This window comes from Deinococcus radiopugnans ATCC 19172, from assembly GCF_006335125.1.
In the GTDB taxonomy this organism is placed as follows: domain Bacteria; phylum Deinococcota; class Deinococci; order Deinococcales; family Deinococcaceae; genus Deinococcus; species Deinococcus radiopugnans.
On the sequence record NZ_VDMO01000002.1, the window covers coordinates 308,258 to 320,071 of the forward strand.

The 11,814-nt window shown below is 64.6% G+C and carries 10 protein-coding genes; 4 read left to right on the forward strand and 6 right to left on the reverse strand.

Annotated elements, in window-relative coordinates; all coding sequences use genetic code 11:
• Nucleotides 1–72: 72 nt before the first annotated feature.
• From FHR04_RS21760 to FHR04_RS02935, 4 genes are all read left to right on the forward strand, one after another.
• The gene (locus tag FHR04_RS21760) at nucleotides 73–1,104 is read left to right on the forward strand and encodes a peptidylprolyl isomerase (protein ID WP_139400633.1); all 1,032 of its coding nucleotides are present in this window, start codon (nucleotides 73–75) and stop codon (nucleotides 1,102–1,104) included.
• 286 nt (nucleotides 1,105–1,390) lie between these two features.
• Nucleotides 1,391–1,528: a hypothetical protein gene (locus tag FHR04_RS20850; RefSeq protein ID WP_156122962.1), complete on the forward strand. Its 138-nt coding sequence runs from the start codon at nucleotides 1,391–1,393 to the stop codon at nucleotides 1,526–1,528.
• 343 nt (nucleotides 1,529–1,871) lie between these two features.
• Nucleotides 1,872–3,221, forward strand: coding sequence for a S8 family serine peptidase (locus FHR04_RS02930; protein WP_039681812.1), 1,350 nt, complete (start codon nucleotides 1,872–1,874; stop codon nucleotides 3,219–3,221).
• Between the two features lie 12 nt (nucleotides 3,222–3,233).
• Nucleotides 3,234–5,804 carry an HD domain-containing phosphohydrolase gene (locus tag FHR04_RS02935; protein WP_139400634.1) on the forward strand — a complete coding sequence of 857 codons (2,571 nt, stop codon included), beginning with the start codon at nucleotides 3,234–3,236 and terminating at the stop codon, nucleotides 5,802–5,804.
• A gap of 23 nt (nucleotides 5,805–5,827) precedes the next feature.
• Here the strand turns inward: FHR04_RS02935 and FHR04_RS02940 are convergent, their stop codons facing one another.
• The 6 genes from FHR04_RS02940 to FHR04_RS02965 all read right to left on the reverse strand — a co-directional run bounded on the left by FHR04_RS02940 (nucleotide 5,828) and on the right by FHR04_RS02965 (nucleotide 11,182).
• Nucleotides 5,828–6,559, reverse strand: a complete 732-nt coding sequence (locus FHR04_RS02940; protein WP_249038938.1) for an ankyrin repeat domain-containing protein — start codon at nucleotides 6,557–6,559, stop codon at nucleotides 5,828–5,830.
• A gap of 156 nt (nucleotides 6,560–6,715) precedes the next feature.
• Entirely contained in the window at nucleotides 6,716–7,003 is a 288-nt protein-coding gene (locus FHR04_RS02945) for a thioredoxin domain-containing protein (RefSeq protein WP_139400636.1), read from the reverse strand.
• Complete coding sequence (locus FHR04_RS02950) at nucleotides 6,996–8,015, reverse strand: ribonucleotide-diphosphate reductase subunit beta (protein ID WP_139400638.1); 1,020 nt, start codon at nucleotides 8,013–8,015, stop codon at nucleotides 6,996–6,998. The genes FHR04_RS02945 and FHR04_RS02950 overlap by 8 nt, the downstream gene beginning before the upstream one ends.
• 269 nt (nucleotides 8,016–8,284) lie before the next feature.
• Nucleotides 8,285–10,372 (reverse strand): class 1b ribonucleoside-diphosphate reductase subunit alpha, encoded by a 2,088-nt coding sequence (nrdE, locus tag FHR04_RS02955; protein ID WP_139400640.1) that lies wholly within the window; start codon nucleotides 10,370–10,372, stop codon nucleotides 8,285–8,287.
• Between the two features lies 1 nt (nucleotide 10,373).
• A complete protein-coding gene (gene nrdI, locus FHR04_RS02960; protein ID WP_249038939.1) occupies nucleotides 10,374–10,736 on the reverse strand; it encodes a class Ib ribonucleoside-diphosphate reductase assembly flavoprotein NrdI in 363 nt (120 codons plus the stop codon).
• Nucleotides 10,736–11,182 (reverse strand): acyl-CoA thioesterase, encoded by a 447-nt coding sequence (locus FHR04_RS02965; RefSeq protein ID WP_139400644.1) that lies wholly within the window; start codon nucleotides 11,180–11,182, stop codon nucleotides 10,736–10,738. The genes nrdI and FHR04_RS02965 overlap by 1 nt, the downstream gene beginning before the upstream one ends.
• Between the last annotated feature and the right edge of the window lie 632 nt (nucleotides 11,183–11,814).

Consider the following 11,814-nt stretch of genomic DNA (forward strand, 5'->3'; position numbering starts at 1 on the left):
ATCGGGGCGTCGGCCCGCCGCATCCGCCCTGTGCCACCATCCCTCGTCGCCGCGCAGGCTAAACTGCCGGGCGTGAAGAAAATCCTGCTGACCCTGGCGCTGCTCGGCGGCGTCGCCCTGGCCCAGACCGCTCCTCCCGCTCCTGCGCCGGCCCCCACCGCCCCGGAAAGCACCACCCCAGCCCCCGAAACGCCCGCTGCCCCCGCAGCGCCGGTCAGTACGGGCGATCCGGCAGCGGTGGTGGGCAAGGTGGGCACGCAGACCTACACCCTGGCGGACTTCGATCAGGCGTTCCGCATCGCCGCCGCCCGCGTGGTCAACGCCCAGGGCATTCCCTTCGAGGACTCCTATCTGGCCGAGTTCGCCGAGGCCCGCCCGGAATTCCTCAAGCAGTTTCTGCGGGACCGCGCCGTAACCCAGCTGGCCCAGTCGCGGGCCAAGGTGGATCAGGCCGCCGTGGACCAGCAGTTTGAGGAGGCGCGCGGCAATTTCGAGACCGATGAGGCGTTCGCCGAGGCGCTGGCCGCCACCGGCTACCGCACCCCTGAAGACCTGCGCGCCGAGCTGGGACGGCAGGCCCTGGTGGGGGCCTACCTGGACAGTCTGCAGGAGCGGTTCAAGTTCGGGGACGCCGTGGTGGCCGGGTATTATCAGCTGAACCGCGACGCGCTGAGCCGCGAGGCCGAAGCCTGCGTCAAGCACATCCTGGTGCCCACCGAGGCCGAGGCCAAGGCCATTGTGGCGGAATTGAAAGGTGGCGCGGACTTCGCCAAGATCGCCGCCGAGAAGAGCCAGGACCCTGGCAGCGCGCCGCAGGGCGGTGACCTGGGCTGCTTTGGTCCGGGGCAGATGGTGGACACCTTCGACAAGGCCAGCTTCAGCGGGCCAGTCGGCGAGGTTCAGACGGTGAAGTCGGACTTCGGGTACCACGTTCTGGTGGTCACCAAGCGCACCGACGCAGGCGTACCCCCGCTGGCCGAGGCCGCGCCGCTGATCCGCCAACAGTTGTCCGGCGAGGCCGCTCAGAAGTACCTGGATTCCCAGATCGCCCGTCTGAACACTGAGGCCTTCCCAGAAGTGGTCACGCTGCCTGTCAGCGAATAAAGTTCAACGCAACCCAACTCTGTTCTGCTGAGCAGACTCCAACAGCCGGAGGCCTTTTCTGAAATTCAGAAGGGCTTCTAGCTTTTTTGGGGCGGCCCGCTAAGTCCACAGGCCGTTGAGACAGTCTGGCTCTGGAGCGGATGCATTGCAGATTCGCTTGCTGCTGCTTGACGCCGATACCCCCCCCGACGCCTGCTAAACACCCCCCCAATCAGCACGCAAATCGTTGACAGCCTGGAACTGGGCGCTGTTCATCTCCAGCCATCCAAAACCCAGGAGGTGAACAATGAAGAAATTGATGACCGCTTTTATCGCGGCCCTGGTGCTGGTGGGCACGGCTTCTGCCGGCCCCCTCAGCGCCCAGAGCGACACGCCCGCAGGTGGGGTGCATATGGACGGGAAGATGAGCATGTGGGCAGGCTGATCTCACCGTGTAGCTGTATTTGACAAAACAAGAGTGCCTCTTCCGACCAAACGACGGAAGAGGCACTCTTTTACTTTAGATCCGAACGTCAGAGATCAAGTCGACTCCACACTTCGCAGACCTCTGAGGTATCGAACCTCTCGCTATCACGTCCTCTCAAAATGAAGAAAACTTAACATTGTGTAGCCTGGTTAGCCCTTTAGCCGATGGAATATCCATCTCAGGCTAGCGGAGTCGCTTCATGAAATTTCTCTCAAATCGGGTGTGAAATCTGTAAGAGGACGTCAGGCAAGCTCAAAGGCCTAAAGCTCATCCTGTATGCCCGATTGCAAGGAGACACACCATGACGAACAAGATTGCCGCTCTCAGCCTGTTGACGCTTGGTCTGCTGTCTGCATGTTCCAACACGGCCCCTACTGCCGACGTGCCCAGCACGCCCCCCCCTGCCGCTACGCCTGTTGCCCAGGAACGCTTTGTCCAGGTTGCTATGGTTCCCCTTCAGGCCGGGGATACGCCGCAGAGCCTGGCCGCTGCCGTGGGCGGCGCGGTGTTGAGCTGGGCTGAAGACGGGTGTTCTAGCGGCGACGAGATCAATTGCATGGCCATCATGGGCCTGAAGTCGCAGGCGGACGGCCAGCCCCTGCGTGCCCAGAGTGACCGGACGATGTACATCGAGCCGAACAAGGATGTTTTCGGCGGCGGCGGAAAAATGACGGCCACGATGGGCGGACGAATCAGCATGTGGGCGGGCGGACGAATCAGCATGTGGGCGGGTGGACGAATCAGCATGTGGGCGGGTGGACAATTCACTCAGCTACCCGAGAACACCAAGCTGTGGCAGAAGATTCGCTTGGAAGAAGCGCAGCACATGGCCCCCAAGTTGGGCGCGGGTGTTACCGTGGCCGTCATCGACACTGGTCTGGACCTCCAGCATCCTGCCTTCAGCAATTCACTCTCGGCTCCATCCACTTGGTATGACTTCTACGATGGTGACACGATGCCACAAGACGAGGGCACCTTCGGCGTCGGCGGCTACGGGCATGGCAGCAATGTCGCGGGCATCGTCTTGCAGGTGGCCCCAGGCGCAAAGATTATGCCACTGCGTGTTCTCGGCTCGGACGGTTCCGGGGACGTGATCATGGTGGCGCGGGCGATCCTGTGGGCCGCCGACCACGGGGCCAACGTCATCAACTTGAGCCTGGGCAGCAGTGAGAACTCAAAGATTGTGCAGGACGCCATTAAAAAGGTCACGCGCAGCAGAGTGCTGGTGGTGTCATCAGCAGGAAACAGCAACCTGAACAAGATCACCTATCCGGCAGCGGACGCAACGGCCAAAGACAGTGGCGATTACAGCCTGAGTGTCGGCAGCGTCGATCTGAACGACGTCAAGTCCAGCTTCTCCAACTACTCGGACAAACTGAAACTGGTGGCCCCCGGCGAAAACGTGTATGCCCCGGCACCGGACGGACGGATGGCGGCCTGGAGCGGCACCTCGATGGCCGCGCCGATGGCGAGCGGCGGTCTGGCACTGGCACTGGGACAGCAGCTCGCTTCAGGGGAACTGATCGAGGAGATGACCGAGAATGCGGCGGACATCTACAAAATCAGTGCCAACAATCCGTATAAGGACAAGCTGGGGGAAAAGGGCCGTCTGGATCTGGTGCGGTTCCTCGACTCTGCCAGCGACGACTGAGGAGCACCCAGCATGACCATCAGCCGCCGCTCCACGTCTGCGCCGCCACCTGGGCCGCCCCAGACCCAGCTTCAGGCCCTGCAACGCGCCATCCCCGAATTACTGGACGTCGATCCGGCGCAGGCGCTGGCGCTGGCGCAGACCTGCTGCGCTCTGGCCGGGACTCCCGGTTCCAGTGAGGCTGCCGAAAGCCAGGTGTTGCTGGGCCGGGCACTCCTGGCCAGTGGTCAGCAAGCGGAGGCGCTGGCTGCGTTCTGCCGCAGCACCGAGCATTTTGAACGACTGGACCAACCCATTGCCGGGGCCGAGGCCCACAGCCTTGCGGGCAAGCTGCAGCTTGATCTCGGACGGTTCGATGAGGCCGCATGGCATCTGGAACAGGCGGTTCGTCTCGCGCAGAACGAGCCAGAGGGCCAGGGCATCCAGGCAACGGCGCTGAACCATCTTGCCATCGTCAACCACCATCAGGGCAGGGTGACGGAAGCCCTTGGGCTGTTGCATCAGGCCCTGCAACTGCGGGAAGACGAGCAGCACGTCACGGGGCAGATTCACTGCCTGATCAACATCAGCAATATTCAGATGTGGTTCGGGCAGTACGATGAGGCCGTCAGGTCACTGACCCGCGCTTACACGCTTTACAAAACGCAACCGGCCGACCTCAAGCTGGAAACCCCCATCCTGCACAATCTGGCCCACGTCCACAGCATGCGGGGGGACAACGACCTGGCCATTGAGGTGATGGAGGCGGCCTATAAGTCTGCGGTGGGGTCTGGGGACCGGCGGATGCAGGCCACGGCCAGCCTTAACCTCGGCATGTGCTGTCTAGACGCGCAACAGTTTGACCGCGCACTCGAATACTTGCAGCTGGCCCTGAAACTAAGCCGAGAGCTGAGGTACCAAGTGGGCGAGTTGAGCGCGCTGGACAGCCTAGGCAACCTGTACAGTCAGACCGGAGAACTCGCGCTGGCCTCGCAGACCATCCGTGAGGCGCTGGTGATCGCGCTGGAGATCGGCTCCAAGCAGGGTGAACTGGAAGTCCGCTTGCAGTTGGGGCGGCTGCATCTGCGCCAGGGCGAGCTGGATGCGGCCCATCAGGAGCTGAACGCGGCCCTGGAACTGGCTGTCGGCATCCAGTCGGTCAAGGAGCAGGCTGAGGCCCATGAGGCGCTGGCCGAGTATTTCGAGCGGCGCGGCAGTCTGGCCGAGGCACTGACCCACAGCCGCGAGCTGACCCGTATCGAGCGTGAACTGTTCAATGCCGAGCGTGACCGGCAGACCCGCAACCTCAGTATCCAGTTCGAGGTCGAGCGTGCCCGGCACGACGCCGAGATCTACCGGGTCCGCACCGACGTGGAGCATGAGGGCCGGCAACGCGCCGAGGAGCAGGTGCGCGTGCGGACTGCCGAGCTGGCCCGCGCCCAGCAGGAAGTGGTGACGCGGCTGGCCATGGCCGCCGAATACCGTGACGACACCACCGGGGAACACACCCGGCGGGTGGGGCGCACCTCGGCCCGGATTGCGCTGGCCCTGGGCTGGCCGGAGGGGCGGGCCAACGTGCTGGGCATCGCGGCGCGGCTGCACGACGTGGGCAAGATCGGCATTCCCGACAGCGTGCTGCTCAAATCGGGCAAGCTGGACAGCGCCGAATTCCGCCAGATGCAGACCCACACCCTGATCGGGGCGCGCATCCTGTCGGGCGGACGCTCGGAACTGCTGCGGCTGGCCGAGGAAATTGCCCTGACCCACCACGAGCGCTGGGACGGCAGCGGCTACCCGCGGGGGCTGCAGGCCACCCAGATTCCGCTGTCTGGCCGGATCGTGGCGCTGGCCGACGTGTTCGATGCCCTGACCCAGGTGCGGCCCTACAAGGCGGCCTGGAGCACGCAGGAGGCGCTGGACGAGATTCGCCGGCAGACCGGGAGTCACTTCGATCCGGATCTGGTGGAGACGGCCGTGGAGGTCCTGACGCAGCCCGACACCCACAGCGGCGACTGGGGCGAGGAACCGTTGCCACTGGAGCAGGAGGACGCCAGCCATGTGCTGACGGTCTTCGAGCAACTGCTGGTGGAGCGCACCCGAGAACTGGAGCAGGCCCGGCAGGAGGCCGAGCGGCTGGCCCTGACCGACAGCCTGACCGAACTGGGCAACCGCCGGGCGCTGGAGCAAAGACTGGAGCGCACCCTCAGGCAGTCTGCCGAGAGCCGCGCCCCGTTCACCGTCCTCTCCTTTGATCTCGACGGCCTCAAGGCCGTGAACGACGCACAGGGGCACGCGCAGGGCGACCGGTTCCTTCAGGCGTTCGCGCTGTCGCTTACTCAGGCGTTCGGCGAGGCGGGTCTGGCCTACCGGATCGGCGGCGACGAGTTTGCCATCGTGACCACCCAACCGCTTGACGAGGCCGCGCTGCGAGACCGCCTGGGACAGGTTCACGAGCAGTTGCGGTGCCAGGGCTTCGAGGACGCCAGCGCCAGCATGGGACACGCCCAGTACCCGCAGGATGCCCAGACAGCCGGCGACCTGCTGAGGCTCAGCGATCAGCGGATGTACCACCGCAAGCTCTCCCGGCGGCGCGGGATGCATTGAGCAGAATGCATGGAGCGCCAGCGTCAGCGCTGGTCCTCCTGGCTCTGGCTGGCCCCGTCCTCAAGCAGCGTCGTCATGGCCGCGTAACCGCGTTGTCGGGCGTGTTGCAGCGGGGTGACGCCCTCGCGGTCCGCGATCTGGCGGTCTGCGCCGTGGGCCAGCAGTTCGCGCACGATCTCGGTGTGCGTGGGGCCGCCGTCACCCAGGATCACGGCTTCCAGCAGGGCGGTCCAGCCCAGATTGTTGACGTGGTTCACGTCGATGTCGGTGGTCCGCAGGATCTCGCGCACATAGGCCAGGTGGCCCCGGTCGGCGGCAGGAATCAGGGCCGTGCCGCCGAAACGGTTGGTGCGGGTCAGGTCAGGGTTGGCCTTCAGCACCTCGCGCAACATGGCCACGCTGCCCGTTTCGCCCGTCACCAGCAGCGCGTTGCTGCGCCCGTTGTCCTGGGGATCGGGCTTGGCCCCCGCCGCGATCAGGGCGCGGGCCACCGCCACATGGTCCCCCTTGGCGGCCCAGGTCAACGCGGTGCGCCCGGTGCTGTCGGCCGCGTTGGCAGATGCGCCCGCCCTCAATAGAGTCTGAAGCTGTTCCAGATCACCGTTCTCGGCGGCCTGCAGCACTTGGCGGTTGCGCTGATCCTGCGTTGTCGTCGTGGTCATTGCGGCTCCCTTTGCGCCGCCCGCCGAAGCTCCCAACGGTCCGGTGCCGACGGGCAGCAGCCACAGCAGGACCAGGAGGGACAGACGCTTCATGGCCCCATTGTGGCCGGACCAGGCGGCAAAGGCAAAAGCCCAGGCCAGTGTCTGAGGGTACCGGTAAGAGATGCTCGGGCTGGGCACTGGCCGAGAGGTGGAACAGCCGTCGGTGATCAGGTGACTGCGGTTCGGGAGCGCCGGAATTGACCCCTATCAGGCATGGGGCGTCAGGAGAAAGCTGCGCACCTCGCCCAGTCCTCCAGTGTTCAGGAGGACCTTCCCGCTGGCCCGGTGGATCAGCGCTGGGGTACTCCTTACGCCGCTGCTTTCGGTCAGGGCGGAGAAGGCCTCGGGGTGCCGCTGGCGGTGAAGCACTTCGATCTGGGCGTCGAACTGTCCCCTCAGCGGCTTTTCCAGCATCAGCTTCAGGCGTTCGCAGTTCGGGCAGTCGTCCTGGGTCAGCAGCACGAAGGGGGGCATCGGGGTCTGCGAATCAGTCATGACTGACCCTCGTGGCGGGCTGGAGGTCAGGAAAGTGGCCCGCCCACAGCGCGTCAATGTCGGCGTCGGTGAGCGCCTCGGTGGTGAGCTTGCTGTAGCTGCTGCCCTTGGCGCTGAAGAAGTCGTGGGTGGTGCCGCGCGCCCCGATGCCGTTCTGCACCACCGGATTGATGTCCTCGTCAGGGAAGGTGCGTTTCAGCGCCAGATTGTCGGCCAGCACGTTGAAGTTGAAGCGGATAAAGCGTTTGACGTCGCCAGCCAGATCCACGTCCGCGTACAGCACGTCGGTGTAGGCCAGCTCGTTCCTGTAGAGCGTTTGCAGCGTTTCGGCGTACCACGCCCTGGCGTACGCCTGCTCGGCGGCATTGAGGAGGGTGAATTTCTCCTGCGCCAGCAGCGCCACATACACACCGTGCAGCGCCTCGTCCAGGATGATCAGGTTGAAGATCTCTCCCGCCGAGACCATGCGCCCCTGCCCGGCCAGATACAGCGGGTAGAAGAAGCCGCTGTAGAACAGTGCGGTTTCCAGCATGCACGACACCGCCATCTTTTTCCACAGGCCCAGCGTGGACACGTCGGGGTCATGAAAGACGCCCTGGATGAAGCTGATCTTGAATTGCAGGTGAGGCTGCGTCCGCACCCACTCGAAGACCTCGCGCTCCTCGGTGGTGGTTAAAAAGGTCTTGTTCATCAGGCTGTAGCTGCGGGCGTGGATGTCCTCCATCATGCCCTGGAATTGCAGCGTGGCCTTGCGGATGTGGCCGTCCACCAGTCCACGCAGGGCCGGCATGCCCACCTCGCCCTGCAAGGTGTCTAGCGCGTTCAGCCCTGCCGAGGCGTGGATGTACGTCCAGCGTTCGGCGTCCCCCAGCGTCTTCCAGACCAGCGCGTCGTTGCTCAGCGGGATTTCCTCGGGAAACCACAGCTGGGAGGTGTATTTCTCGTAGAAGGTGGCCGAGAAGCCGTCTTCGGGGTCAGACCAGTTGGTGGCGGAAAAGGGTAGGGATGACATGGGGACTCCTTGAATAAATTGCGGTGATACGGTTTCCGTCCAATCCGTGATCAAATCAGGAAAGCGCCGATTTGATCACTCCTTTCCCGGCCACCGTTCTCTTCCTTCTCGCTCCGCTCGGGTTGAACAGTTCCAAAAACTGTTTAACCGGAATTGGTATGAGTCGGAGACGACCCCGAGCGAAGCGAGTGGCAACGGAGCCCTTCTTGCGGCGATGGACACCTTTCCGGTGGTCTTGGCGGAAAGGTTGGAATCAGCGTGTGAGGGTCTCAGACCACGCAGCTCAGGCAGTCCTGCAGGTTGGACTTGCGCAGGCGCGTGTAGTACAGGGTTTTGATGCCCAGGCGGTAGGCGTACAGGTAATACGCCTGCAGGGTGCGGGTGGTGGCGCTGGCCGGCACGAACAGCGTGCAGGAAATGCCCTGATCGACGTGACGCTGCGCGGCAGCCACGGTGTCCAGCACGCGGCGCTGGTCCATGTCGTAGGCCTCCTCGTAGTACCACTCGGTCTCGGCGTTCAGGCCCGGCATGGGGTAGATGGTGCGCGCCTTGTTGCTGGTGCGCGTCTCCACCCGCTCGGTGATGGGCATGATGCTGGCCGAGGCGTTCGAGACGTAGCTGATGCTGCCGGTGGGGGCCACCGCCATCACGAACGAGTGCGCCAAGCCGTGCTGCTGGATGTCAGCGACAAGCTGCTGCCAGTCAGCGCAGGTGGGCAGGGTGTGACCGTCGAACAGGGCGGCCACCTCCGGCGTCTTCGGAGCGAAGTCCCGTTCCAGGTACTGCGCAAAGTGCTCGCCGGACTGGTAGCGGCTGCCCTCGAAACCCGCAAAGACAAACCCAGTGTCGCGCGCAATTTCCATGCTCGCCCGGCGGGCGTGGTAGTGCACGGCGGCAAAGAACACGTCCACGAAGTCCAGCGCCTCGGGCGAGCCGTAGATCAGTTCCCGGCCCGCCAGGAAGGAGTGCAGGCCCATCGCGCCCAGACCAATCGAGCGCATCTCCTCGTTGGCGCGGCGCACGGCGGGCACCTCGGTGATGTGGGTGGACTGCGCGACGTTGTCCAGCATGCGGACGGCGGCCTTTACCACGCGGCCAATGTCGCCGCTCCCCATCGTCTGCTCGATCACCAAAGAGGCCAGGTTGCACGACACGTCCAGCCCGATGCGGTCTTTACTCTCCTGCCCATAGGCGTGGAAATAGCTGGGCATGGTGGGTTGCAGGATCTCCGAACACAGGTTGCTCATCTTGATGCTGCCCACATGGGGAATCGGGTTGGCGCGGTTGGCATGGCCCTCGAACAGCAGGTAGGGGTAGCCGCTCTCACCCTGCGTCACGGCGATTTCCTCCAGCACCCGGCGGGCCGACACGCGCTTCTTGCGGATGCGGGGGTTGTCGGCCAGCGCGTCGTATTCCGCCGTCCAGTCGATAGACGTGAACTCGCGCCCGGTTTCCTGCCACAGCGAGTGCGGGTAGAACTGATAGATGTCCTCGCCCGCGCGCACCTTCTCGATGAACAGGTCAGGGATGGTGGCGCCGACGCTCAGGGTCTTGAGGCGGGCGTCTTCGTCGGTGGCGATCTTCTTGGCCGAGAGGGTGTCCAGAAAGTCGGCGTGCATCACGCTGAGATAAATGGCCCCCGCGCCGGGGCGCTGCCCGGCCTGATCGGCGTATCTGAGCATGTTGTCCAGCATCTTCGCCACGCCCATCACGCCCTTGGTGACGTTCTGGATGCCGCGCAGGCTCTCGCCGCGTGCCCGCAGGTTGCTGACCTCCACGCCGATGCCGCCGCCGCCCTTGCTCAGCTCGGCGACAAAGGACAGCGTCTTGGTGATGGAGTCCAGGTTGTCGGTGCAGTCCTGCAATAGAAAACAGGACACCAGGCGGCCTGTGTTCGCCTTGCCCGAATTCATCAGCGTGGGCGTGGCGGGGGTGAAGGTCTGGTTCACCAGATGATGCACCAGTTCCAGCGCCTCCTCCACGGTCTGCGAGCGGGCCAGGGCGGTGACGCTGTGGCGATCCTCGTAGCGCTCCAGCCAGCGGGTGCGGTCCGGGGTCATGGTGGCGTACTCGTTGTAGAACTTGTACGCGCCCATAAAAGCCTGGAAGCGGAACTTGACGCTGTAGGCCCGCTCGAACACAGCCTGCACCTCTTCAGGCGTGTAGCGCTCAAACAGGCCCGCGTCCCACACGCCCTGCTCGGTCAGGTAACGGATCTTCTCCCTCAGGTTGTGGAAGAAGACCGTGTTCGGGTTGACCTTTTCCTGAAAGTAGGCTTGCAGGGCCTCGAGGTCATGCTGCGGCTGTACCAGCGTTCCGGCCAGGACTTTGTTGTTCAGTTCGATCCAGCGTTCCATGTCAGTGCTGCTCCCCTAACCACGCCAGCACGCGGGCGCGGTCGGCAGCGGTGCCGCCCTTGTTGACTTTGGCGACGACGGGCACGCGGTAGGTCTGGGCGATCACATCCGCCGCCCGCGCGAAATTCTGGCCCCAGTGGTACGAGCCGCTGCTGACCACGCCGCGCAGCAGGTGGCCGTGGCGCTCCAGAAAGCGGCGGGTGCTGTCCGGCACCTGCCCCGTGCCGAAGGTGTAGGTCAGCAGCAGGTACTCGGAGGCGGGAAGGTGTGATCGCACGTCCACCACCTCCGCGCCCAGCGTCCCGGCCAGTTCCTGCGCCAGCCGCCGCACGTTGCCGGTCAGCGAGTCGTAGGCCAGCAGCATCAGGCCCCCAGCCGGGGCACGGGGGTGGGCTGTCCGTCTTCGCCCAGCGCCACCAGCACGAAGGTGCCGGTGCAGCCCAGTTCACGGTGATCGCTGGACATCTGCTCGATAAACAGTTCCACCCGCACGGTCATGCTGCTGCGCCCGGTTTTGACCACGCGGGCGACGAGTTCCACCAGCGTGCCCTGCGGAATGGGACGGGAGAATTCCATGGCGTCCAGATGGCGCGTGACCACCTTGCGGCGGCAGTAGCGGGTGGCCGCGATAAACGCCGCGCTGTCCATGAACGACAGGGCCTCGCCGCCGAACAGCGTGCCGTGGTGGTTGGTGGTGCCGGGAAACACCACGTGCGTCACGCGGGTTTCCGGGGCGTAGGGCCGGGGCGGAGGCGACACGTGCGCGTCGCCGGAGGGCGGATTCAGGTAATCCAGCGCGGGAGAGTCCATAGCGTGACCTCGGGGGAAAACAACAGAGCGGAGACGCCAGTGCCGTTGGGGACACTGGTGGAAGCCGGGTGGATAAAAAAAGACGTCCCCGCGCGGCCCACCAGGGGCGGCAAAGACGTTAGAAAACAGCTAGTTCGGCACGGTGGTCACCCTTGGCCCCTACGCGGGGGCAGGCACAAGAAGGCGTGGGCTCCGCGAGGCGAGCGTTCGGACTGAAGACCGTAGCGCGACTGTGCCGGACTGACCCTGTGGCCCTGTGGGGGCGAACAGGTATGACCGGACTTCCCTCGGTTCCTGCGGAGACTGCCCACGGGGCAGCGCCGCTACTGTACTGCATCTGGTACGGGGAGGGCCGCAGGCGTCCATATCTGGAGACGGGAAGGAAATTCGCCTCGCTGCGGGGCTGTTCAGGCCAAGGCCGCGCGGTGACGAGCCGGGCACATCGTGCTGCCATGCCCGCGCTTACGCAGAAGTGGACCGCATCCGGCAGAGCGTCGACTGTCTAAAGCATTGCTCAGCGGCGCAGCAGGGTAGTGTCAACGCCCATCCCTAGAATGCGCGCAGCCCATGCCCACGCCTTGCCACTGCCGAAGTTTCACGTCCTTCCCGGTTGCCACCCGCCGGGTGCGCCC